The organism is Actinoplanes sichuanensis (genome assembly GCF_033097365.1).
GTDB lineage: Bacteria > Actinomycetota > Actinomycetes > Mycobacteriales > Micromonosporaceae > Actinoplanes > Actinoplanes sichuanensis.
On sequence record NZ_AP028461.1, the window covers coordinates 10,533,304 to 10,555,244 of the forward strand.

At 70.0% G+C, this 21,941-nt stretch carries 24 protein-coding genes; 18 read left to right on the plus strand and 6 right to left on the minus strand.

What is annotated here, in order from left to right; genetic code table 11:
* Position 1: 1 nt before the first annotated feature.
* Positions 2-598 (plus strand): arsenate reductase/protein-tyrosine-phosphatase family protein, encoded by a 597-nt coding sequence (locus Q0Z83_RS48550; RefSeq protein ID WP_317797329.1) that lies wholly within the window; start codon positions 2-4, stop codon positions 596-598.
* The gene (locus Q0Z83_RS48555; protein ID WP_317790359.1) at positions 595-1,560 is read left to right on the plus strand and encodes an L-threonylcarbamoyladenylate synthase; all 966 of its coding nucleotides are present in this window, start codon (positions 595-597) and stop codon (positions 1,558-1,560) included. The genes Q0Z83_RS48550 and Q0Z83_RS48555 overlap by 4 nt, the downstream gene beginning before the upstream one ends.
* Before the next feature lie 19 nt (positions 1,561-1,579).
* Here the strand turns inward: Q0Z83_RS48555 and Q0Z83_RS48560 are convergent, their stop codons facing one another.
* Entirely contained in the window at positions 1,580-3,040 is a 1,461-nt protein-coding gene (locus Q0Z83_RS48560) for an SDR family oxidoreductase (RefSeq protein ID WP_317790360.1), read from the minus strand.
* Between the two features lie 81 nt (positions 3,041-3,121).
* On the opposite strand from Q0Z83_RS48560, the gene Q0Z83_RS48565 reads away from it, so the two are divergent.
* The 14 genes from Q0Z83_RS48565 (at position 3,122) to Q0Z83_RS48630 (ending at position 14,950) form a co-directional block, all read left to right on the plus strand.
* A complete protein-coding gene (locus Q0Z83_RS48565) occupies positions 3,122-4,432 on the plus strand; it encodes a serine hydroxymethyltransferase (RefSeq protein WP_317790361.1) in 1,311 nt (436 codons plus the stop codon).
* Between the two features lie 140 nt (positions 4,433-4,572).
* A complete protein-coding gene (locus Q0Z83_RS48570) occupies positions 4,573-5,004 on the plus strand; it encodes a hypothetical protein (RefSeq protein WP_317790362.1) in 432 nt (143 codons plus the stop codon).
* A 280-nt stretch (positions 5,005-5,284) separates the two neighbouring features.
* Positions 5,285-5,446 (plus strand): AtpZ/AtpI family protein, encoded by a 162-nt coding sequence (locus tag Q0Z83_RS48575; protein WP_317790363.1) that lies wholly within the window; start codon positions 5,285-5,287, stop codon positions 5,444-5,446.
* 15 nt (positions 5,447-5,461) lie between these two features.
* A complete protein-coding gene (gene atpB, locus Q0Z83_RS48580) occupies positions 5,462-6,247 on the plus strand; it encodes a F0F1 ATP synthase subunit A (RefSeq protein ID WP_317790364.1) in 786 nt (261 codons plus the stop codon).
* 77 nt (positions 6,248-6,324) lie between these two features.
* The gene (locus tag Q0Z83_RS48585) at positions 6,325-6,558 is read left to right on the plus strand and encodes an ATP synthase F0 subunit C (protein ID WP_317790365.1); all 234 of its coding nucleotides are present in this window, start codon (positions 6,325-6,327) and stop codon (positions 6,556-6,558) included.
* 26 nt (positions 6,559-6,584) lie between these two features.
* Complete coding sequence (locus Q0Z83_RS48590; RefSeq protein ID WP_317790366.1) at positions 6,585-7,130, plus strand: F0F1 ATP synthase subunit B; 546 nt, start codon at positions 6,585-6,587, stop codon at positions 7,128-7,130.
* Entirely contained in the window at positions 7,130-7,954 is an 825-nt protein-coding gene (locus Q0Z83_RS48595; protein ID WP_317790367.1) for a F0F1 ATP synthase subunit delta, read from the plus strand. The genes Q0Z83_RS48590 and Q0Z83_RS48595 overlap by 1 nt, the downstream gene beginning before the upstream one ends.
* Positions 7,955-8,029: 75 nt before the next feature.
* Complete coding sequence (atpA, locus tag Q0Z83_RS48600) at positions 8,030-9,577, plus strand: F0F1 ATP synthase subunit alpha (RefSeq protein WP_317790368.1); 1,548 nt, start codon at positions 8,030-8,032, stop codon at positions 9,575-9,577.
* Between the two features lie 2 nt (positions 9,578-9,579).
* Positions 9,580-10,515, plus strand: coding sequence for a F0F1 ATP synthase subunit gamma (locus tag Q0Z83_RS48605; RefSeq protein ID WP_317790369.1), 936 nt, complete (start codon positions 9,580-9,582; stop codon positions 10,513-10,515).
* Entirely contained in the window at positions 10,515-11,957 is a 1,443-nt protein-coding gene (gene atpD / locus Q0Z83_RS48610; protein WP_378078771.1) for a F0F1 ATP synthase subunit beta, read from the plus strand. Before Q0Z83_RS48605 ends, atpD begins: the two co-directional genes overlap by 1 nt.
* 144 nt (positions 11,958-12,101) lie before the next feature.
* Positions 12,102-13,196 carry an LCP family protein gene (locus Q0Z83_RS48615; protein WP_317797330.1) on the plus strand — a complete coding sequence of 365 codons (1,095 nt, stop codon included), beginning with the start codon at positions 12,102-12,104 and terminating at the stop codon, positions 13,194-13,196.
* A gap of 115 nt (positions 13,197-13,311) precedes the next feature.
* Positions 13,312-13,593: a F0F1 ATP synthase subunit epsilon gene (locus tag Q0Z83_RS48620; protein ID WP_317790371.1), complete on the plus strand. Its 282-nt coding sequence runs from the start codon at positions 13,312-13,314 to the stop codon at positions 13,591-13,593.
* An 8-nt stretch (positions 13,594-13,601) separates the two neighbouring features.
* Positions 13,602-14,069, plus strand: coding sequence for a DUF2550 domain-containing protein (locus Q0Z83_RS48625; protein ID WP_317790372.1), 468 nt, complete (start codon positions 13,602-13,604; stop codon positions 14,067-14,069).
* A gap of 65 nt (positions 14,070-14,134) precedes the next feature.
* Entirely contained in the window at positions 14,135-14,950 is an 816-nt protein-coding gene (locus Q0Z83_RS48630; protein WP_317790373.1) for a PhzF family phenazine biosynthesis protein, read from the plus strand.
* 13 nt (positions 14,951-14,963) lie between these two features.
* Here Q0Z83_RS48630 and Q0Z83_RS48635 read toward each other — a convergent pair whose 3' ends face one another.
* Positions 14,964-15,347, minus strand: coding sequence for a VOC family protein (locus Q0Z83_RS48635; protein WP_317790374.1), 384 nt, complete (start codon positions 15,345-15,347; stop codon positions 14,964-14,966).
* The gene (locus Q0Z83_RS48640; RefSeq protein ID WP_317790375.1) at positions 15,344-15,922 is read right to left on the minus strand and encodes a cob(I)yrinic acid a,c-diamide adenosyltransferase; all 579 of its coding nucleotides are present in this window, start codon (positions 15,920-15,922) and stop codon (positions 15,344-15,346) included. The genes Q0Z83_RS48635 and Q0Z83_RS48640 overlap by 4 nt, the downstream gene beginning before the upstream one ends.
* A gap of 42 nt (positions 15,923-15,964) precedes the next feature.
* Between Q0Z83_RS48640 and murA the strand changes: the two genes are divergently transcribed.
* Positions 15,965-17,251, plus strand: a complete 1,287-nt coding sequence (murA, locus tag Q0Z83_RS48645; protein ID WP_317790376.1) for a UDP-N-acetylglucosamine 1-carboxyvinyltransferase — start codon at positions 15,965-15,967, stop codon at positions 17,249-17,251.
* A 5-nt stretch (positions 17,252-17,256) separates the two neighbouring features.
* Here murA and Q0Z83_RS48650 read toward each other — a convergent pair whose 3' ends face one another.
* The gene (locus Q0Z83_RS48650; RefSeq protein ID WP_317790377.1) at positions 17,257-17,592 is read right to left on the minus strand and encodes a hypothetical protein; all 336 of its coding nucleotides are present in this window, start codon (positions 17,590-17,592) and stop codon (positions 17,257-17,259) included.
* 118 nt (positions 17,593-17,710) lie between these two features.
* Here Q0Z83_RS48650 and Q0Z83_RS48655 point away from each other — a divergent pair, with 118 nt between their 5' ends.
* Positions 17,711-18,559: a 3-hydroxyacyl-CoA dehydrogenase family protein gene (locus Q0Z83_RS48655; protein ID WP_317790378.1), complete on the plus strand. Its 849-nt coding sequence runs from the start codon at positions 17,711-17,713 to the stop codon at positions 18,557-18,559.
* A gap of 113 nt (positions 18,560-18,672) precedes the next feature.
* Here Q0Z83_RS48655 and Q0Z83_RS48660 read toward each other — a convergent pair whose 3' ends face one another.
* Positions 18,673-19,428: a hypothetical protein gene (locus Q0Z83_RS48660; protein ID WP_317790379.1), complete on the minus strand. Its 756-nt coding sequence runs from the start codon at positions 19,426-19,428 to the stop codon at positions 18,673-18,675.
* 39 nt (positions 19,429-19,467) lie between these two features.
* The gene (locus Q0Z83_RS48665) at positions 19,468-21,930 is read right to left on the minus strand and encodes an FtsK/SpoIIIE domain-containing protein (RefSeq protein ID WP_317790380.1); all 2,463 of its coding nucleotides are present in this window, start codon (positions 21,928-21,930) and stop codon (positions 19,468-19,470) included.
* Positions 21,931-21,941 lie beyond the last annotated feature (11 nt).

Consider the following 21,941-nt stretch of genomic DNA (forward strand, 5'->3'; position numbering starts at 1 on the left):
CTTGGCTCCGTTCACCGTTCTGCACGTCTGCATGGGCAACATCTGCCGGTCGCCGATGGCCGAGCGCCTGCTGGCCCGGGCGGTCCGGGAGCGGGCCGGCGGCACCGACGACGGCCGGTTGCTGCGCAGTGTCAGCGCCGGTACCGGTGGCTGGCACGAGGGCGAGGAGATGAACCCGCCGGCCGCCCGGCTGGTCCGCGCCCGCCGCGGTTCCGACGAGAACTTCCTGGCCCGCAAGCTGCGCGGTGACTTCATCGACGAGGCCGACCTGATCCTCACCGCCACCGCCGACCAGTATGACTACGTGGTCGCGCTGCGTCCCGACGCCGCCGCCCGGACGTTCGTCCTGGGTGAGTTCGGCCGCCTCCTCGGCGCCGTCGACAACGCGGCGCTGCCGCCGGCCGAGCCGAAACCGGATGTGCTGCACGCCCGCGGCACGGCGATCGTGGCGGCGGTGGCGCGGCTGCGCGGCACCGATGCCCCGCAGCCGGGTGACGATCTCGACGACCCGTGGGGCCGCGGCGACCAGACGTTCCAGCGGGTGGCCGACGAGATCGAGGACACCACGATGCCGCTCGCCGCCCTGCTGCTCCCGTGACCGCATCCGTGTGGAAGGACCGGGTCGCCGTTCCGGACGCGAACGGCCTGGCTCGGGCGGTGGAGATCCTGCGGGCCGGGTCGGTGGTGGCCTTCCCCACCGAGACGGTCTACGGCCTGGGCGCCGACGCGTTCTCCGAGACGGCGGTCGGCGAGATCTACCGGCTCAAGCAGCGACCCAGCTGGAACCCGTTGATCGTGCACGTCGCGGACGTGGCGGCGGCCCGCGCTCTCGCCGCCGAGTGGCCGGACAGGGCCGAGGAGTTGGCCGCCCGGTTCTGGCCGGGGCCGCTCACCCTGGTGGTCCGCCGGGCGCCGCACCTGCCCGGGATCGGCGCGGCCAACGACACCGTCGCGGTCCGGGTGCCGGCCCATCCGGTCGCCCTCGAGCTGCTCCGGGCCTGCGGTCTCCCGCTGGCCGCACCCAGCGCGAACCGGTCCGAGAGCATCTCCCCGACCACCGCCGAACACGTGGTCCGCAGCCTGCCGGACGTGCCGATGGTGCTCGACGGCGGCCCGTGCTCGTGGGGCATCGAGTCGACCGTGCTCGACCTGACCGGTGACGTGCCGCGTCTGCTCCGCCCGGGCGCGCTCGGCCTGCGGGTGCTGCGTGAGGCGGTCGGCCCGATCGCGCTGCCCGATTCCGGTGTCGAGGACGGTGCGGAGCGCCCCTCACCGGGCATGAGCCGCCGGCACTACGCGCCGCGGGCCGCGGTCGTCCTCTGCGAGGACGTCGGTTCGGCCGACCGCTCGGGCCTCACCGAGCCGATCGCGGTGCTGTCCTACGAGGGCACGGACGGGACGGAGATCCTCTCCGCCGACCCTCGGGAGTACGCCGCGGATCTCTACGCGGCCCTGCACCGGCTCGACGACGAGGGCTATCCCACCATCCTGATCCAGGAGCCGCCGCGGACCGAGGACTGGCTGGCCGTCCGCGACCGCCTGTCCCGCGCCGCGGCCTGACGTCTCCACCCGGCCGTCGTCACGCGCGGCCGGACGTCTCCGCGGTCCGGGTGATGTTGCGGGCCATTCCGTTGAAGACGACACCGTGGAAGGGCAGCACCGACGCCCAGTAGAGGTGCCCGCCCAGCCCGCGCGGCAGGAACACCGCCCGCTGCCGGTAGACGCTGCCGCCCTGACCGTCGGGTTCGGCGCGCATCTCCAGCCAGGCCCGACCCGGTACCCGCATCTCGGCGCGCAGCCGCAGCAGCGTGCCCGGCTCGATCTCCTCGACCCGCCACCAGTCGAGCGCCTCGCCGACCCGCAGCCGGTCCCGGTCGCGGCGGCCCCGGCGCAACCCGACGCCGCCGGCCAGCCGGTCCAGCCAGCCGCGTACCGACCAGGCCAGCGGGAACGAGTACCAGCCGTTCTCACCGCCGACCCCCTCGATGACCCGCCACAACTCGCCGGCACTGGCCCGCACCGGGCGGGACCGCTCGTCGACGTAGACACTCCCGCCGGACCAGTCCGGGTCGCTGGGCAGTGGCTCGGCCGACGGGTTGAGTCCGGACGCGGTGGACCAGCGGGTCTCCACGTCGGCGTCACGGATCTTGCCGAGGGCCAGCCGCACCGACTCGTCGAAACCGAGCGGCGGCGGGCCGGGCAGCAGCTCGGCGATGTCGTTCTCGTGGGCGACCGCCTCGTGGATCAGGCTGGCCACCAGGGGCCGGGCGATGCTGTTCGGCACCGGGGTGATCAGGCCGACCCAGTGCGCGGACAACCACGGGCTGAGCGGGCGCAACGGCACGATGACCCGTCGGGGCAGGCCGGCCACCCGGGCGTACCGCTGCATCATCTCGGCGTAGGTCAGCACGTCGGCACCGCCGATGTCGAACCCGCGATTGACCTCCGGCGGGAGACCGGCCGCGCCGATCAGGTGACGCAGCACATCCCGTACCGCGATGGGCTGGATCTTGTTGTTGACCCACCGCGGGGTGACCATGACCGGAAGACGCTCGGTGAGGTATCGCAGCATCTCGAACGACGCCGAGCCGGAACCGATGATCACCGGAGCGCGGAGCACCACCGTCGGCACACCGCTGCCCAGCAGGATCCGGGCCACCTCGGCGCGGGAACGCAGATGGGCGGAGGGTCGCTCGTGCGCGGGCGGCTCCGGGCCGCCGAGATAGACGATGCGGTGTACGCCCGCCGCGCGCGCCGCCGTCGCGAAGTTCGCCGCTGCCTCCCGGTCGAGACGCTCGAAGTCCGGCCGGCCGAGTGAGTGCATCAGGAAGTAGGCGACGTCGACGCCCTCGAACGCGGCGGGCAGGGTGTCCGGCTCGGAGAGGTCGGCTTCGACGATCTCGGTCCGCCCGGCCCACGGCACGTCCCGCAGCCGCCCGGCGCTCCGTGCCAGGCATCGCACCTGGTGTCCCGCTTCGAGAAGTCTGGGGGCGAGTCGCCCCCCGATGTAGCCGGTCGCGCCGGTCACCAAGCACCGCATAACTGCAGACTGTGCCCACGAACGAGGGGTCACAAGCCATATGCTCGGAAACGGAAGGCTCCTCGATCTCGGGAGGCCAGCGTGGGCACCTTCTGGGGGCCGGACTTCGCGATGCTCGAACGCGGGGATCCGGAGATCGCGTCCGTGCTCCTCGACGAGGTGGCACGCCAGCGGGACACGCTCCAGCTGATCGCGAGCGAGAGCTTCACGTCGCCGGCGGTGCTGGCGGCGCTCGGGTCGACCCTGGCCAACAAGTACGCCGAGGGCTATCCGGGGCAGCGCTATTACGGTGGTTGCGCGCATGTGGACCGGGCCGAGGCGCTGGCCGTGGAGCGGGCGACGGACCTGTTCGCGGCCGAGCACGTCAACGTGCAGCCGCACTCCGGTGCGTGCGCGAACCTGGCCGCCTACGCCGCGCTGGCCGAGCCCGGCGACGTGGTGCTGGCGATGGGCCTGCCGCACGGAGGACACCTCACTCACGGCAGCCGGGCGAACTTCTCCGGCAAGTGGTTCCACCCGATCGCCTACCGCGTCGACCCGACCACCGAGCTGATCGACTACGACGAGGTACGCGACCTCGCGCTGGCTCACCGTCCGAAACTGATCATCTGTGGCGCCACCTCGTACCCGCGGCTGATCGACTTCGCCCGGTTCCGGGAGATCGCCGACGAGGTGGGCGCGTATCTGATGGTCGACGCGGCGCACTTCATCGGTCTGGTGGCGGGCCGTGCGCTGCCGTCGCCCGTGCCGCACGCCGACGTGATCACCGGCACCACACACAAGGCGTTGCGCGGTCCTCGTGGCGGCATGATCATCTGCCGGGCCGATCTGGCCCAGCGGATCGACAAGGCGGTCTTCCCGTTCGCCCAGGGTGGGCCGATGATGCACGCCATCGCGGCGAAGGCGGTCGCCTTCCGCGAGGCCGGCACACCGGCCTTCCGTGGTTACGCCAATCAGACGGTGCGCAACGCGCGGGCGCTCACCGCGGGCCTGACCGACGAGGGACTGCGGCCGATCACCGGCGGCACCGACAACCATCTCGCGGTGCTCGACCTGCGCGAGGCGGGCGTGACCGGGCGGGAGGCCGAGGCGCGGTGCGCGAAGGCGGGCATCGCCCTCAACAAGAATCCGGTGCCGTACGACCCGGAGCGTCCCGCGGTGGCGTCCGGCATCCGCGTCGGCACGCCCAGCGTCACCTCGCAGGGCATGCGTGAGGGCGAGATGCGACGGATCGCCGGACTGATCGGCCGGGTGGTGCGGGACGGGACGGACACCGTGGCGGGGGAGGCGGTGATCCGTGCGGTGGCCGCCGAGGTGGCCGAGATCGTCGGCGGCTTCCCGCCCTATCCGCTCGACACGGAATCGCCCGTCGATTCCGCGTTCGTGCGCTGAATCGGACGCAGGTTGATTTCCGGGGGGATTTCCGGGAACGCCGCCTTAACGAGCCTTAACCGGCGGTGGATTGATTCGCGGGGTGATCCGGGCGCGGTGATAGCGTGGCGCGCTGCGGGTCGTCTCTTCTGGGGGTTGTGGTGAGTCAGGTGCCGACCGAGGAACGTCCGGCCCCACCGGCGAATCCGGCCTGGCGGATCGAGCATCTGCCGCTGCTGTCCACGGTCTCGATGGCATTGCTGCTCTGTGCCGGCTCGGTGGGCTTCTTCACCGGCGGCCCCGACTCGGCCCTGGGCGCGGCGGCCGGCGTGCTGGTCGTGACCGTCAGTTTCACCATGTCGACGCTGGTCATCGCCTGGGCGGACACGGTTCGGCCGGCTTTGCTGATGCCCCTCGGAATGCTCACTTATGTGGTGAAATATTCCTTGTTGGGAGTCATTCTGGCGATCGGTGTCGGCATCAAGTGGCCCGGATGGACCGCCCTCGGCTGGGGGATCGTCGCCGGTGTCGTGGTGTGGACCGGGGTGCAGGCCTGGTGGGTGCACCGGCGGGTCACTCGAAAAGTGATCTAGAGCACCTCATCTTCCCTGGTCAGTGAAGTGAAAACCGGGCAAGACGCCACTATCCGGTGACCCCTTGGCTCGTGCCGTGTTCCGATTTGGCGCGACAGGAGTACCGTGTCCAGTCAGTTGCGAGACCCCTGACGCCTGGACAACTGCGGTTGTGCGGGGGGTCCCGCTTAGCTTCGTGTTTCCTGCTGATATCGTTCGGGCCGTCATGACCGGCCAGAAACCTCCCCCCGAATCTCGCGGTGACGACGGTTCAAACCCGCCTCCTGACTCAGGTGCGGGCATGACCGCACTGTCGTATCTCATCGCGGGCATTCTGTCCTGGGGCGGGATCGGCTGGCTCGTCGACCACTTCGTCGGGACCAAGGGCATCTTCGCCGGAATCGGCGCGGTCCTCGGGGTCGCCGGCGGTGTGTACCTCATCGTGCGCCGTCTCGGCGCCTGACAGGAAAGGGCCAAGGTGATCAGTCAGTCGACGGTCCTCGCGGCGGCATTCCCGCCCAGCGTCGAGGACTTCTACCTGCCCAGCATCCTGCCGTGGAACCAGCATGAGAGCTATTGGTTCACCAAGATCACGGTCCTGGTCTGGGTGGCGGTCGCCGCGATCATCATCTTCTTCCTGACGTCGTACCGGAAACCGCAACTGGTGCCGACGAAGAAGCAGTGGCTCGCCGAGAGCATCTACGGCTTCGTGCGGAACAACGTGGCGGTCGACATGATCGGGCCGCAGGGCGTGCGCTTCGCGCCGTACCTGACGACGCTCTTCATGTTCATCCTGGTCAACAACTTCTTCGGCATCCTGCCGTTCGTGCAGATCTCGCCGATGTCGCACATCGCGTTCCCCGCGGTGCTCGCGGTGATCAGCTACGTGATGTTCATCTGGGTCGGTGTCAAGAAGCACGGCCTGGCGTATTTCGTGCACGCCGTCAAGCCGAACGCGCCGGTGGGCATCCTGCCGCTGCTGGTCCCGATCGAGATCTTCTCCAACTTCCTGGTCCGGCCGTTCTCGCTGGCGGTTCGTCTCTTCGCCAACATGTTCGCGGGCCACATGCTGCTGCTGGTGTTCACGCTCGGCGGCTTCGCCATGATCCAGGCGAACGTCTTCCTGGCCCCGGTCTCCGTGCTGTCGTGGGTGCTGACCATCGCGATCACCTTCCTCGAGTTCATGGTGATCTGCCTGCAGGCCTACGTCTTCACGGTGCTGACCGCGAGCTACGTCCAGGGCGCGCTCGCCGACGAGCACTGAGCAGTAACCCGATCTCCACGTAACACCCGTTGTTCGTCCCGCGTGATCGTCACGCGAGATACCAGGAGGAATTAGCAATGGCTCTTCTCGCCGCCGTTGAGGGCAGCACCGCCGCCATCGGTTACGGCCTCGCCGCGATCGGCCCCGGCATCGGTGTCGGTCTGGTCTTCTCCGCCTACATCCAGGCCACGGCGCGTCAGCCCGAGTCGTCCCGCCTGACCCTGCCGTTCGTCTGGATCGGCTTCGCCGTCATCGAGGCGCTCGCGCTTCTCGGCATCGCGTTCGGCTTCATCTGGGCCGGAAACGTCTGATCGTCGACCTCGACTAGGAGGTTCTCATGATCGAGCTTTACCTGGCCGCGGCCACGGAAGAGGCGAAGCACAACCCGATCGTCCCGATCTGGCAAGAGCTCGTCATCGGCACCGTCGCCTTCGGTGTGCTCTGCTTCGTGCTGATCAAGTTCGTCTTCCCGCAGATGGAGAAGACGTTCCAGGCGCGGGTGGAGGCCATCGAGGGTGGCCTCAAGAAGGCCGAGACCGCTCAGGCCGAGGCGAACCAGCTGCTCGAGCAGTACAAGGCGCAGCTCGCCGAGGCCCGGACCGAGGCCGCTCGCATCCGCGACGAGGCCCGGGCCGACGCCGAGGGCATCCGTCAGGACGTGCTGGCGAAGGCTCGCGAGGAGTCGGACCGCATCATCGCGGCCGGCAACGAGCAGCTCGCCGCCCAGCGTGAGTCCATCGTGCGGGAGCTCCGCTCCGAGGTCGGCACGCTTGCGGTCGACCTGGCCGGCAAGATCGTCGGCGAGTCGCTCGCTGACGAGGCCCGTACCCGTGGCACCGTCGAGCGGTTCATCGCCGACCTCGACACGGCGGGACAGCGCTGATGACGTCCCCGAGCGTAAGCCGCGAGGCCTACGGCGCGGCGTCGGACCGGCTGGTCGCCGAGACCGCGTCGATCACGGCTCCGCAGCTGGTGACGGTCGCCGACGAGATTCTGTCGGTGGCCGGCCTGCTGCGGTCCGACCTTCGTCTGCGTCGGGCGCTGACCGACCCGTCCCGGCCCGGTTCCGACCGTGCCGGGCTGATCGAGTCGCTGCTGGCCGGCAAGGTCTCCAAGGCCGCTGTCGACGCGGTGAGCACGCTGGTGGCCGGTCGGTTCGCCCGTCCGGGTCAGCTGCTGGACGCGACGGAACACCTGGGCGTCGACGCGCTTCTCGCGTCGGCGGAGCGCGACGGCAAGCTCGCCGACGTCGAGGACGAGCTGTTCCGGTTCGGCCAGATCGTCGCCGGCGACAACGCCCTGACCAGTGCCCTGAGCGACGCGAACGCCTCGCTCGGGGGCCGGGTTAAGCTGGTGGAGGACTTGCTCAAGGGCAAGGCCCACGTCGTCACCGTCCGGCTCGTCGAAGTGGCGCTCACCGGTTTCGGTGGCCGTGGCTTCGAGGCCTCGCTCACCCGCCTGGTCGAGGCGACCGCCGCCAAGCGCGACCGTGAGGTGGCGTATGTGACGGTGGCCAAGCCGCTCACCGACGCCGAGGAGCAGGCCCTGGCCGCGAAGCTGTCCGGGGTGTACGGCCGTGGCGTGTCGCTGAAGGTGGACGTCGTACCAGGCGTTCTCGGTGGTGTCAGCGTCCGGGTCGGTTCCGACCTTTACGACGGCACGGTCCTGCGCAAGCTGAACGCAGCCAAGCAGGCGTTCGCCAAATAGCTTTTTCCCCTCGATTCCCATCGAGAAGCCCCCTCGGCGGCGGTGACGTCCCGAGCTAGACAGAGAAGGCAGAGGATGGCCGAGCTGACCATCTCCTCGGACGAGATCCGGGGGGCGCTAGAGCGCTACGTCTCGTCCGCCACGAGCGACCTCACCCGTGAAGAGGTGGGCGTCGTATCCGACGCAGGCGACGGCATCGCGCACGTCGAGGGTCTCCCCTCGGTGATGGCGAACGAGCTGCTCGAATTCGCCGACGGCACCCTGGGCGTCGCGTCGAACCTCGACGTCCGTGAGATCGGCGCCGTGATCCTGGGCGACTACGCGAACATCGAAGAGGGTCAGCCGGTCAAGCGCACCGGCCGGGTCCTCTCGGTCCCGGTCGGCGACGCCTTCCTGGGCCGCGTGGTCGACGCCCTGGGCAAGCCGATCGACGGTCTCGGTGAGATCCCGAACGAAGGCTTCCGCGAGCTCGAGCTGCAGGCGCCGAACGTGATGGCCCGGCAGCCGGTGAAGCAGCCGCTGCAGACCGGCATCAAGGCGATCGACGCCATGACGCCGATCGGCCGTGGCCAGCGCCAGCTGATCATCGGCGACCGTAAGACCGGTAAGACCACGGTCGCGATCGACACGATCATCAACCAGAAGGCGAACTGGGACTCCGGCGACCCGGAGAAGCAGGTTCGCTGCATCTACGTGGCGATCGGCCAGAAGGCCTCCACCGTCGCCAGCATCCGGGGCACCCTGGAGGCGCAGGGCGCGCTGCAGTACACGACCATCGTGTCGGCGCCGGCGTCGGACCCGGCCGGCTTCAAGTACATCGCCCCGTACACCGGCTCGTCCATCGGACAGCACTGGATGTACAACGGCAAGCACGTCCTGATCGTCTTCGACGACCTGACGAAGCAGGCCGAGGCGTACCGCGCCGTGTCGCTGCTGCTGCGCCGTCCGCCGGGCCGTGAGGCGTACCCGGGTGACGTCTTCTACCTGCACTCCCGCCTGCTGGAGCGTTGCGCCAAGCTCTCCAACGAGCTGGGTGGCGGCTCGATGACCGGTCTGCCGATCATCGAGACCAAGGCCAACGACATCTCGGCCTTCATCCCGACCAACGTGATCTCGATCACCGACGGTCAGATCTTCCTCGAGACCGACCTGTTCGCCTCGGGTGTGCGTCCCGCCATCAACGTCGGCACCTCGGTGTCCCGCGTGGGTGGTTCGGCGCAGGTGAAGGCGATGCGTACGGTCTCCGGCCGGCTCCGTCTCGACCTGGCCCAGTTCCGTGAGCTGGAGGCCTTCTCGGCCTTCGCCTCCGACCTGGACCGCGCCTCGCGTGCCCAGCTCGAGAAGGGCGTCCGCCTGGTCGAGCTGCTGAAGCAGCCGCAGTACTCCCCGTACTCGACCGTCGACCAGGTCATCGTGATCTGGGCCGGCACCACGGGTCAGCTCGACGACATCGCCGTCGGTGACGTGCGGCGCTTCGAGCAGGAGTTCCTGCAGTGGTTCAAGCAGCACAACAGCGACGTCTACACCTCGATCGAGTCGACGAACCTGCTGAGCGACGACAACATCGAGAGCCTGAAGTCGGGCGTCGTCGAGTTCAAGAAGTCGTTCCAGGGCGGTAGCTAGGCATGGCCGCCGGTCAGGTATCGGCGCTGCGTCGGCGCATTCGCACCGTCAAGTCGACCAAGAAGATCACCAAGGCGCAGGAACTGGTCGCCACCAGCCGGATCGCGAAGGCCCAGGAACGGGTCAACGCCTCCCGGCCGTACTCGCTGGCGATCACCAAGGTGCTCGGCGCTCTCGCGTCGAACGCCTCGGTCGACAACCCGCTGCTGACCGCGCGTGAGCGCGTTCAGCGGGCGGGGGTCCTACTGATCACCAGTGACCGGGGCCTGGCCGGCGCCTACAACGCCAACGCCATCCGCACCGCCGAGCAGCTGATCGCTCAGCTGAAGTCGGAGGGCAAGGAAGTGGCGTTGTACATCGTGGGCCGCAAGGGCTACGGGTACTACACGTTCCGCAACCGGCCGGTGGCCGCGAGCTGGACCGGTTTCTCCGAGCGCCCGTCGTTCGCCGACGCCAAGCGCATCGGCGACGGGCTGATCGAGGGCTTCCAGGCCGGCTCGGCGACCGAGGGGACCTTCGGGCCGGAGGGCATCGCGGGTGTGGACGAGCTCCACATCGTGAGCACCGAGTTCAAGTCCCTGATGACGCAGAACGCCAACGCGAAGCCGCTCGCCCCGGTTCAGGTCGAGGAGCCGCAGGAGGAGAAGTCCTCCGAGCTCAAGGCGGCGTACGAGTTCGAGCCGGACGCCGACGAGTTGCTCGACGCGCTGCTGCCGAAGTACCTCAACACGCGTATCTACGCGGCGTTGCTGGACTCGGCGGCCAGCGAGTCGGCCTCGCGCCGGCGGGCGATGAAGAGCGCGTCGGACAACGCCGACGACCTTCTCAAGCGGTACACGCGCGAGATGAACTCCGCGCGGCAGGCTGCGATCACCCAGGAAATCAGTGAGATCGTCGGCGGCGCCAACGCGCTGGCCGAGGCGGGAAGTGATGTGTGATGACTGCTGTAGCTGAGCCCACCAAGGCGGAGACCGCTGTCGGCCGCGTCGTCCGGGTCATCGGCCCGGTCGTCGACGTCGAGTTTCCCCGTGACGCCATGCCCGCGATCTTCAACGCGCTGAAGGTCGACGTCACCCTCTCCGAGGGCACCAAGACGCTGACCATGGAGGTCGCCCAGCACCTGGGTGGCAACCTGCTCCGCGCCATCTCGATGCAGCCGACCGACGGCCTGATCCGTGGCGCCGGGGTCACCGACACCGGTGCGCCGATCTCGGTGCCCGTCGGTGACGTGACCAAGGGCCACGTGTTCAACGCTCTCGGCGAGGTGCTCAACGTCGACCCGTCGACGCTGGACATCCAGGAGCGCTGGGCGATCCACCGTAAGCCCCCGGCGTTCGCCGACCTGGAGCCGAAGACCGAGATGCTGGAGACCGGCATCAAGGTGCTCGACCTCCTCGCGCCGTACGTGCGTGGTGGCAAGATCGGCCTGTTCGGCGGCGCGGGCGTGGGCAAGACCGTGCTCATCCAGGAGATGATCATCCGGGTCGCCCGTAACTTCGGTGGCACCTCGGTGTTCGCCGGTGTCGGCGAGCGCACCCGTGAGGGCAACGACCTCATCCTGGAAATGGACGAGGGTGGCGTTCTCGACAAGACCGCCCTGGTCTTCGGCCAGATGGACGAGCCGCCGGGTACCCGTCTCCGGGTCGCCCTGACCGCTCTGACCATGGCGGAGTACTTCCGGGACGTCCAGAACCAGGAGGTGCTGCTCTTCATCGACAACATCTTCCGGTTCACCCAGGCCGGTTCCGAGGTGTCCACCCTGCTCGGCCGTATGCCGTCCGCCGTGGGTTACCAGCCCACGCTGGCCGACGAGATGGGTGAGCTCCAGGAGCGCATCACCTCGGTCCGGGGCAAGGCGATCACCTCGCTGCAGGCGATCTACGTGCCCGCTGACGACTACACCGACCCGGCGCCGGCCACCACCTTCGCCCACCTCGACGCGACCACCAACCTCGAGCGGTCGATCTCCGACAAGGGCATCTACCCGGCCGTGGACCCGCTGGCCTCCAGCTCGCGGATCCTGGCGCCGGAGTTCGTCGGTGCCGAGCACTACACGGTGGCCCGTGAGGTCCAGCGGATCCTCCAGAAGTACAAGGACCTGCAGGACATCATCGCCATCCTCGGTATGGACGAGCTCTCCGAGGAGGACAAGGTCACGGTGCAGCGGGCTCGCCGCATCGAGCGGTTCCTGTCGCAGAACACCTACGCGGCGGAGCAGTTCACCGGCGTCCCCGGCTCGACGGTCCCGCTGAAGGAGACCATCGAGGCGTTCAAGAAGATCGCCGAGGGTGAGTACGACAACTACCCGGAGCAGGCCTTCTTCATGTGCGGTGGCCTCGAGGACCTCGAGAAGAACGCGCACGAGCTGATGAAGGGCTGACGATCCGTCGGTCGTTCAGGGAGCCGCGCCGGTGAATACCGGCGCGGCTTTCGCGTTCCCGGGTACCCCTTCCACAGCATTCGCGCAGGTCAACGTGGGTATGCTTGCGCGGTGCCACAGTCGAGGAAACGCCGCGGTGCGCCCATGTGGGCGCGGCTCTGTGCCGCCTTCGGGTGCGTGCTCATGGTCAGCAGCGGCGGTGTCCTGGTCACCGGGCAGGCTCTCCTCGCGCGCTACACGGGTGCGGTCGACGCCGGCGGCAGCCTGATCGGTGACCCGGCGTCGGGTGCGCCGCGTGCCGACGCCGACATCAGGGGCCCGCTCAACATCCTGCTCGCCGGGATCGATCCGCGCGACGACTCGCAGGCCCCGCGCTCGGACTCGATCATCGTGGCGCACGTGCCGGCCTCGATGGACCGGATCTACCTGTTCTCCATCCCCCGTGACCTGTATGTGCAGATTCCGCCGTTCGCCAAGACCGGCTTCGGCGGCACGACCGCCAAGATCAATTCCGCGATGTCGTACGGCAGCGACGTCGGCAACGGCACGCACGACGTCAAGCAGGGCTTCCAGTTACTTGCCCAGACGGTCAGCGCCTTCACCGGGATCCACACGTTCGACGCCGGAGCGATCATCAACTTCGGCGGGTTCAAGAAGATCGTCGAGGCCATGGGTGGCGTCACCATGACGATCGACCAGAACGTGCGGTCCGAGCACCTCCAGCCGGATGGCAGGGCCCGTCCGAAGAGTGCGGCCTGTGCCGGCGGTGGATGCGACCATCCGTACATCGGGCCGCAGAAGGTCTACCGGAAGGGCACCTACCACCTGCAGGCGTGGGAGGCGCTCGACTACGTGCGCCAGCGGTATGGGCTGCCCAACGGCGACTACGACAGGCAGCGGCACCAGCAGCAGTTCATCAAGGCGATGGCCGAGCAGGCGATGAGCAGGGACGTGGTGACCGACCCGACCAAGCTGCTCGCGGTGCTCGACGCGGCGGGCGATTCGCTGACCTTCGACGGCGGTGGCAGCAGCGTCGTCGACTGGGGGCTCGCGCTCAAGGGCATCGATACCGGCGACATGACGTTGATCAAGCTGCCTGGCGGGGGGTTGTTCCAGAACGGGACGTATCTGGGGGAGCAGTTGGAGCCGTCGACCGCCCGGTTCTTCCAGGCCGTCGCCGAGGACCGGATCGGGGCTTTCCTGCTCGACAATCCGACCTACGCTGCTCAGGACGGCTGAGGCGGTACCCCGTACCACGTCGACGTTCGTCGCCGATTAGACTTCACCCGTTCGGTTCGTAGCATCTGAGGGATTCCCGGCGCCTGAGGGATTCGTCGCACCTGAGGGGAACAGCGTGGCCAACCAGCTGCACGTCGAGGTCGTCGCCGTCGAGGAGAAGGTCTGGGTCGGAGAGGCCGAGATGCTCGTCGCGCGCACCACCGAGGGCGAGATCGGTGTGCTCCCGGGCCACGCGCCGCTGCTCGGTCTGCTGAAGGAGCCGTCCCAGGTGCGGGTCAAGCTCGCCGGTGGCGACCAGCTGACCTACGACGTCGCCGGTGGCTTCCTCTCGATCGACGCGAACGGCGTGACAGTCCTCGCCGAGAGCGCGACGCCCGCCACGCCCGAGTCCCGCTGACTCCGGCGATGCGGATTCTGGAAGTCGCCGGAATCTGCGTCGTCGCGCTGCTCGCACTACTCTTCTCGATCTTCTTCCGCCGCCGGCTGCTCATGCTCGGCGGCGGAACCATTCGCCTCCAGGTGCACATCAACACGATCGTGCCCGGCCGCGGCTGGTCGCCCGGCCTCGGCCAGTTCGTCGGTGACGAGCTCCGGTTCCACCGCATGTTCAGCCTGGCGATCCGGCCCAAGCGGGTCCTCGACAGACGGTTCCTCACGGTGGAGGAGCGGCGCCTGCCGGCCGGTCCGGAGCGTCTCACCATGCCGGGGCACTGGGTGGTCCTCCGCTGCCGTACCGCCGATTCGGTGATCGAGATCGCGATGGCCGACACCACGGTGACCGGCTTCCTCTCCTGGCTCGAGGCCGGCCCGCCCCGCGACCCGGGCAGCCTGCGCGGCCGGCCGGTGTTCGGCCCCCGCCCCATCGAGGGCTGACTTTCCCGGCCGCGTTCCTCGGATTGGCCGTCGTTTCGAGCCCGCCGGTTTCGTAACGTCGGTTCATGCGGATCAGAATCGTCGACGCCTTCACCGACCGGCCGTTCGCCGGGAACCCCGCCGGAGTGGTGGTCCTGGACGGGGACGAGTTCCCCGCCGAAGAGTGGATGCAGCAGGTCGCAGCCGAGGTCCACCAGGCCGAGACGGCGTTCGTCCGGCGACTGCCGGAGGGGTCCGAGGCCGACTGGGCGCTGCGCTGGTTCACCCCGGCGGTCGAGGTGGCGCTCTGCGGGCACGCCACGCTGGCCACCACGCACGTGCTGCACCGGGCCGGGTTGATCAGCGGGCGGGCCGGCTACCGGACGCTCAGTGGCGTCCTGACCGCCGCCGTCGGCGACGGCGGGCTGATCACCCTCGACTTCCCGACCGCCCCGCTCCGCCCGATCGACGCCGACCCGGAGCTCGTGGCCGCCCTCGGGGTGGACTCCCGGACCGTCCTGCACACCGGCCCCAACACCGACGACCTGCTGTTCGAGGTGGCCGACGAGAAGGCGGTCCGTGCCCTCGACCCCGATCTGCGGACGGTGGCCCGGCTGACCCGGCGCGGCGTCATCGTCACGGCGGCCGCCGAAGACCCGGCATCGGGCTACGACTTCGTCTCCCGCTTCTTCGCCCCGGCCGTGGGGGTCGACGAGGACCCGGTCACCGGAAGCGCTCACACGGCCCTCACACCGTTCTGGGCGGGGAAGCTGGGCCGCACCGACCTGACCGGCTACCAGGCGTCTCCCCGGGGCGGCCTGGTCCGCGTGAGCCTGCACGGCGACCGGACCCACCTGAGCGGCCACGCGGTGACCACCATCGACGGCGACCTCCTGCCCTGACCCGCCGCCCCGGTCAGGTGTCGGCGACCAGTTCGACCTCGTAGCCCCAGGCGTCGGTCAGGTAGGCGGCGTAGCAGTCCGGCCCGCCCGCGTGCGGGTATCGGTCGGCGAACAACGGGGACCACCCGTGCACGGCCGATTCGGTGGCCAGGCGGTCGACCATGGTCGGTGGGCCGGCCTGGAAGGCCAGATGGTTGAGGCCGGGGGCGAGGCGGTCGTGTGTGGTGCCGGAGAGGGCGGGGGACTGCTCCAGGACCAGGTAGAGGGCGCCGTACTTCCAGGAGCGGCCGGCCGGCCACTCCTGGAACGGCGTCCAACCGAGGGAGTCCAGCAGCCAGCCCCACGGGCGGAGGGCGCCGGCCAGATCGGGCACCCACAGTTCGATGTGGTGGATCATCGCCCGCGTGCGCCGCCGGGAACCCATTTCACGTCGCCCGACGGATTGGCCACCCGGGACAGGATGAACAGCAGATCGGAGAGACGGTTCAGGTATTTCAGCGGCAGCACGCTGGTCGTCGACGGCTCCAGCTCATAGAGGGCCCAGGCGGTGCGCTCGGCTCGGCGGGCGACGGTACGGGCCACGTGCAGGAGTGCCGCGCCCGGAGTGCCGCCCGGGAGGATGAAACTGTCCAGCGCCGCCAGCCGTTCGTTGAACTCGTCGCACCAGCCCTCCAGCCTCGTCACATAGGCCTCGGTGATGCGCAGCGGCGGGTACGGCGGGTCGTCGCTCAGCGGATTGCCCAGATCGGCGCCCAGGTCGAACAGGTCGTTCTGAATGGTGGCGAGCACCTGCCGGACGTCGTCGGGCAGGTCACCGAGGGCGATCGCGGCGCCCAGGGACGCGTTGCACTCGTCGGCGTCGGCGTACGCGGCGATCCGTGGTGAGGTCTTCGGCGCGAGCTCGTTGTTGACCATCCTGGTCTGCCCGCCGTCGCCGGCCCGGGTGTAAATGCGGGTGAGATGCACAGCCATGCGCCCCACCCTACGAGGCGCGAGTGGGCCGGGGACCATACGATGGCCCGCGTGGATGTGATCAGGGTGAAGGGCGGGGCACGCCTCGCCGGCGACGTCAAGGTGGGCGGCGCGAAGAACTCGGCACTCAAGCTGATGGCGGTCGCGCTGCTGGCCGAGGGGCGCAGCGTGGTGTCGAACGTGCCCCGGATCACCGACATCGCCATCATGGCCGAGGTGCTGCGGCGGCTGGGCTGCGACGTCACGCTCGACGGCACCGAGGCGGTCATCGACGTGCCCGCCGAGCCGGGCAGCGAGGCCGACTACGACCTGGTGCGGCGGCTACGCGCGTCGATCTGCGTGCTCGGTCCGTTGCTGGCCCGCCGCGGCTACGTGCGGGTGGCGCTGCCCGGTGGCGACATGATCGGCTCCCGTGGTCTCGACATGCACGTGTCGGGCCTGGCCCGGATGGGTGCGGAGATCTCCGGCGAGCACGGCTTCGTGATCGCGTCGGCGCCCGGTGGGCTGCACGGGGCGAAGATCTGGCTGGACTTCCCGAGTGTCGGCGCCACCGAGAACATTCTGATGGCCGCGGTCCTGGCCAAGGGCGTCACGGAGATCGACAACGCGGCGCGGGAGCCGGAGATCGTCGACATCTGCGACATGCTGACCGCGATGGGCGCGAAGATCGAGGGCGCCGGTTCGTCCACCCTGATCGTCGAGGGGGTGGAGGCCCTCAAGCCGGTGCGCCACCAGACGATCGGTGACCGGATCGTCGGCGGCACCTGGGCGTTCGCGTCGGCGATGACCCGTGGCGACGTGACCGTGCACGGGGTCCGGCCGGAGTTCCTGGACCTGGCACTGGACAAGTTGGTGACCGCGGGTGCGACGGTCGAGCCGGGGGACAACCGGTTCCGGGTGCGGATGGACGACCGGCCGCGCGGTGTCGACATCGTGACGCTGCCCTACCCGGGGTTCGCGACCGATCTGCTGCCGATGGCGCTGGGGCTGGCCGCGGTGGCCGAGGGGTCGTCGCTGATCACCGAGAACATCTTCGATGGACGGTTCATGTTCGTGAACGAGATGGTGCGGCTGGGTGCCGACATCCGTACCGACGGGCACCACGCCGTCGTGAACGGGCGGGACAAGCTGTCCGGGGCGCCGGTGCGGGCCACCGACATCCGGGCCGGTGCCGGTCTGGTCATCGCCGGGCTGTGCGCGGACGGGGTGACCGAGGTGGGCGAGGTGCACCACATCGACCGCGGCTACCCGGACTTCGTCTCCGACCTGGAGAGCCTGGGGGTGGAGGTCGAGCGGACCGACGTGCCGGAGCCGACGTTCGATTTCTGAGGTCCTCACAGGGAGGCCACCAGGCGGCGGGCCTCCTCCACCTCTTCGGAGAAGACCAGCACACTGACCCGGCCGTCGCGCCGGATCGCCGTGGTGGTTCGGATGCCCGCGTCGGACAGCAGTCGCCGGATCTCGTCGGCGACCTCGGGCTCGTCGGTGACGGCGGCCGGCCACAGCAGGCCGTAGTCGTCCGGCTCTCCGAAGATCGTCAGACCGTCGGGAGCCGTCTCGGGTGCGACGGTGGGTTGCAGGCCCATGCGCCAGAACACGGCGCCGAGGAAGCCGACCAGACCGACGGCGATCAGCGGTCCGATGAGGTACCAGCCGTCGCTCGTGGCCATGGGCACAGTCTGGCACCGCGGTCGTCGGTTTTCCGGTGATTCGCCCCGAACGGGAGCCAGGCTGAACCTCCGTTAAGGAACGCCGGTAAACTGACGTCCTCTCACGAAGGAGTGGATCATGGCAGGACGTCTCGCGGTCATCGGTTCCGGATTGATGGGCTCCGGCATCGCCCAGGTGTCGGCGCAGGCCGGCTGGCAGGTCACCATGCGGGACGTCGACGACGCCTCGCTCAGCCGCGGCATGTCGGCGATCAAGGACTCACTCAGCCGGTTCGCCGCCAAGGGCAAGATCGCCGAGGCCGACGTCGAGGCCACCCTCGCCCGGATCACCCCCACCACCGACCTCGACTCGGCCGCCGACGCCGACGTCGTGGTCGAGGCCATCTACGAGAAGGTGGAGGCCAAGCACGAGGTCTTCAAGGCCCTCGACAAGATCTGCAAGCCGGGCGCGGTCCTCGGCACCAACACGTCGGCCATTCCGATCACCCAGATCGCCACCGTCACCAGCCGGCCCGAATCGGTCGTCGGCATCCACTTCTTCTCGCCGGTCCCGATGATGAAGCTGGTCGAGCTGGTTCGTGGCTACCAGACCTCCGACGAGACGCTGGCGGCCGCCCGCAACTACGCCGAGGAGGTCGGCAAGACGTGCGTCGAAGTCAAGCGCGACGTCGCCGGCTTCGTCTCCAACCGGCTCTTCTCGGCCATCCTCGTCGAGGCCATCCAGCTCGTCGAGTCGGGCGTGGTCTCCGCCGCCGACCTGGACACGGTCATGAAGCTCGGCTTCGGCCACGCGATGGGCCCGCTGGCCACCGTCGACCTCACCGGCCTCGACGTCATGCTCAACGCGACCAGCAACATCTACCGCGACACCGCCGACGAGAAGTTCTTCCCGCCGGAGCTCCTCCAGCGGATGGTCACCGCCGGCGACCTCGGCCGGAAAACCGGCAAGGGCTTCTACAGCTACTGATCCGGTACGGCCACGACTCCCACAACCGCACCACCTCGAACCCCGCCTTCGGCGGCGACCGCGGCAGCTCCCACGCCCAGCCGATCATCGGGCCGGCCGGGTGTGGGAGCTGATCAGCGCGTCGCGGCGAAGGACAGGGACAGCAGGGTGGCCGCGAGCATGCCGCCGAGCAGGGTCAAGCCGATGCCGCCGATCTCCATCCGGGCGCGCATCCGGCTGTGCGTGAGGTAGGCGGCCAGCGGCACCCCCGCCGACGGCGCGATCAGGAACGTGAGCCAGCCGAGCCCGCGGATGATCGGGCCACCCCAGAGGGCGTTGTCACCGAAGGTGACCAGTCCGGCGGCGACCAGCCCGGTGGCGAAGGCGCTGAGCGCACCGATCAGCGGCAGTAACGGCAGCGCCCAGCGGGGGAGAGTGCCGTTGCCGGCCGGGTGGATGGTCACGTCGATACGGTCGGCGGCGCGGGAGAGCAACACCCGTGGTGACTGCCGGCCGACCGGGACGACGTCCTCGCCCGGTTCCGGCCGGCGCTGCAGGGCGACTCGGGGCATGGCTTCGACCGAGGCCGGTTCGGGTACCTCGCCGATGGCGCGGATCCGCAGGCCGCGGGCGCGACGGAGCTGGTCCCAGAGGCGGGCCGCCTCCCGGTCGACGTCGAGCACCTGGGCGGCGGCGGCGCCGGCCCAGCGGTCGGCGGCGAGGGCCTCACCCTCGGCCCGGGCGAGTTCGCCGGCGGCCCGGGCGGCGTTGTCCTGGTAGGCCTGTTCGGCGTCGTCGAGTTCGGCGTCACGGCGGCGGGTGACGTCGGCGAGCGCGCTCACCATCAGCTGATAGTCACGGCCGAGCGGCTGACGATCACGTGTGCTCACTGGACACCTCGGCGGCTGCGGACGGTGGGCCGAAATCGATCACGTGTGGTCACTGTTCACCTCGTACGGGATGATCACTTCGGGGGTGCGGTGCACGGACCGGTCGAAGAACAGGGCGCGCCGCGGCCGTGGGCGCCAGACCGGCCCGCCCGGCTGCGGGTACAGCGGCGCCAGGTCGGTGCCGTGCACGTCGAGGGCCACCCAGGCGCCGATCGGGTCGAACCGGCCGGCCAGGTCGTCGCGGAGCCGGCTGACGGCCCGCCACCAGCCGAGTACGTGCACCCGCCGGGACGGGCCGGTGTCGAGCAGGGCGCGCAACGCCGGGCGGTGCCGCGGCCCGGCCGCTTCGAGTCCGTATCCGATCAGGTATCTGGGCACGTCGGAGGCGGGCGGGTCGAAGTGGACGTCGGAGGTGTCGTACCAGTCGGCGGCCGGGAGTTCGGCGACCAGGCGGGCCGCCGACCGTTCCGCGGTCGGGTCGAGGCAGACGATGCTGAAGTGGGCCGGTCCCTGCGCGGCGAGCGACAGGGCGGCCGCGGCCAGCACGTCGCAGGCCTCGTCGGCGCGGGTGCCGATGACCGCCAGGTTGCGTCCGGGCATCCGGCCGAGCCGTACGCGGGCCGGCCGCGCCGACACGTCGATCCGTTCGCCGAGGACCGCCCCGGGTGACGAGCCGACCGGCGCGCCGGCGACCGGCACCCGCCCGGACGGCCGGTACGCCGACGGCAGTCGGGGCACCGCCTCCCCGTCGAAGATCCGTGGTTCCTCGCAGCCGAGGGGTCGGGAGCGCCACAACCGGCGCTGGGTGGCGCGCCAGCCGAGCGGGTCGCCGGCGTCCGGTAGCCGTACCACCCGGTTGGCGCCGGCCAGGCCGGACTCGGTGTTGACGACCGCGTGCCGGGCCGGGATGACCGAGGCGGCCAGGTTGTCGTCGGCGAGGATCCGGCTCGCCTTGGGCAGGGCGATCCGCAGGGTGAACGGGGCGATCAGGGTGGGCCGGCCCTGCAGCGCCCGCAGCCCGTCCGTGTCGCGGGTGGCCAGGACCAGGTGGATGCCGTGGTCGCCACCGCGCCGGGCGAGGTCCTCGAGCAGGCCGGCCGCCTCGTCGGCGAGGGTGTCCCGGCCGTCCAGCAGCACGGGGAACTCGTCGAGGACCGCGACCACGCGGGGCCGGTCCTCCGGGTCGGCTCGGCGGGCGGACCTGGCGCGCAGTTCCTCACCGAGGTGCCGGAGCACGGCCAGGCCGAACTCCCGGTCGTTGCGGACGTCGACGCCGGCCAGCCGGACCTGCGGCAGCCAGCTGGGGTCGCGGGGGCCGGGGGCGTACCTGGCGAACGACCCGCCCTCCTTGAAGTCGAGCAGGTAGAGGGCGAGCTCGCCGGGACCGTACCGGGTGACGAGGGAACCCAGCCAGGTGTAGATCAGGTTGGTCTTGCCGGAGCCGGACGGCCCGCCGATCAGCACGTGTGGCAGGTCCTCGCCGAGCGGGATCTCGACGAGTGTCCCGTCGGTGCTGTCGCCGATCGGGGCGGGCAGGCCGTACCGGGCGGACTCCTCCCACAGCCGGGCCGGTTCCAGGTCGGCGAGTCGGGCCGGTGGCGGACCCTGGCGCTGCCGTTCGGCGACGTCGCGGCAGAGCGCCGCGGGCGGCGGCGGATCGAGGTGGATCTCGAGGCGGCCGAGCGACGCGCACGCGGCGACCCGGTCGTGCACCACGATCCGTTCCACCGCGGGGTCGTCCGGCAGGTCCAGGCCTCGAACGACCAGGTGCACCCCACGATCCACCCCGGTACGCGTGATCCGGTCCAGTTGTGCCCGCTGCGCCCGGGTCATCTCGTCCCCGGTGGCCCGGTCCGCGAGCAGTACGACGAGCCGCCAGGCGTCGTGATCCTCGGCGTGACAGAGCTCCTCGAGCAGCGCCCCGAACCCGCCGGGCCCGACGAACCGGGGCCCGAGCTGCCCGAACGCGCCCCGGCTCTCCGGGTCGTAGACGATCAGGTCGACGTCACCGGCCCGGGTGCTGCCGAGCGCCCGCAGCAGCAACCCGGTGATCACCTCGTCGAGGGTGGCGGCCGGCCCGCTCAGATGCAGGTGGGCCCGGTCGAGCAGGGGGATGAGCGCGGGCAGCGCGGACGTCTCGTCGAAGGTGATGGTCCCGATCCGCAGCAGTCCGGGTGTGGTGCCCGGTTCGGGTTCGCTCGGCGCCCAGAACCGCCACGGAGCTCCGGCCGCCCCGGTGGCGCTCATCGTGGCGAGGCCGCGCAGATGCCCGGCGAGGCGGTTGGCCTCACCGCGGTAGCGCTGCTGGACCTCCTGGCGTGCGGACTCCCGGGCGGCGGCGAGCTGGTTGAGGCAGGTGGCGTACGCCTCCCGGACCAGTTGCCGTCGCTGCTGTGCCTCGCCACGGGCCGATTCGGCGGCGGCGAGGACCGCGCGGGCGGTGCCGCGGGCCTCGGCGAGCTCCTGCCGCACCGCGGCGACCAGCGCGTTGCGGTGGCTCATGGTCGGGGATA

Excerpts from the sequence above, each read along its gene's own strand:
- Q0Z83_RS48605 (WP_317790369.1), top strand. The coding sequence starts at position 9,580 with ATGGCCGCCGGTCAGGTATCGGCGCTGCGTCGGCGCATTCGCACCGTC.
- Q0Z83_RS48665 (WP_317790380.1), bottom strand. The coding sequence starts at position 21,930 with ATGAGCCACCGCAACGCGCTGGTCGCCGCGGTGCGGCAGGAGCTCGCC.
- Q0Z83_RS48650 (WP_317790377.1), bottom strand. The coding sequence starts at position 17,592 with ATGGCCACGAGCGACGGCTGGTACCTCATCGGACCGCTGATCGCCGTC.
- Q0Z83_RS48630 (WP_317790373.1), top strand. The coding sequence starts at position 14,135 with ATGCGGATCAGAATCGTCGACGCCTTCACCGACCGGCCGTTCGCCGGG.
- Q0Z83_RS48625 (WP_317790372.1), top strand. The coding sequence starts at position 13,602 with ATGCGGATTCTGGAAGTCGCCGGAATCTGCGTCGTCGCGCTGCTCGCA.
- Q0Z83_RS48560 (WP_317790360.1), bottom strand. The coding sequence starts at position 3,040 with ATGCGGTGCTTGGTGACCGGCGCGACCGGCTACATCGGGGGGCGACTC.
- Q0Z83_RS48595 (WP_317790367.1), top strand. The coding sequence starts at position 7,130 with ATGACGTCCCCGAGCGTAAGCCGCGAGGCCTACGGCGCGGCGTCGGAC.
- atpD (WP_378078771.1), top strand. The coding sequence starts at position 10,515 with ATGACTGCTGTAGCTGAGCCCACCAAGGCGGAGACCGCTGTCGGCCGC.
- Q0Z83_RS48575 (WP_317790363.1), top strand. The coding sequence starts at position 5,285 with ATGACCGCACTGTCGTATCTCATCGCGGGCATTCTGTCCTGGGGCGGG.
- murA (WP_317790376.1), top strand. The coding sequence starts at position 15,965 with ATGGCCCGCGTGGATGTGATCAGGGTGAAGGGCGGGGCACGCCTCGCC.
- Q0Z83_RS48585 (WP_317790365.1), top strand. The coding sequence starts at position 6,325 with ATGGCTCTTCTCGCCGCCGTTGAGGGCAGCACCGCCGCCATCGGTTAC.
- Q0Z83_RS48640 (WP_317790375.1), bottom strand. The coding sequence starts at position 15,922 with ATGGCTGTGCATCTCACCCGCATTTACACCCGGGCCGGCGACGGCGGG.
- Q0Z83_RS48590 (WP_317790366.1), top strand. The coding sequence starts at position 6,585 with ATGATCGAGCTTTACCTGGCCGCGGCCACGGAAGAGGCGAAGCACAAC.
- Q0Z83_RS48655 (WP_317790378.1), top strand. The coding sequence starts at position 17,711 with ATGGCAGGACGTCTCGCGGTCATCGGTTCCGGATTGATGGGCTCCGGC.
- Q0Z83_RS48635 (WP_317790374.1), bottom strand. The coding sequence starts at position 15,347 with ATGATCCACCACATCGAACTGTGGGTGCCCGATCTGGCCGGCGCCCTC.
- atpA (WP_317790368.1), top strand. The coding sequence starts at position 8,030 with ATGGCCGAGCTGACCATCTCCTCGGACGAGATCCGGGGGGCGCTAGAG.
- Q0Z83_RS48615 (WP_317797330.1), top strand. The coding sequence starts at position 12,102 with ATGTGGGCGCGGCTCTGTGCCGCCTTCGGGTGCGTGCTCATGGTCAGC.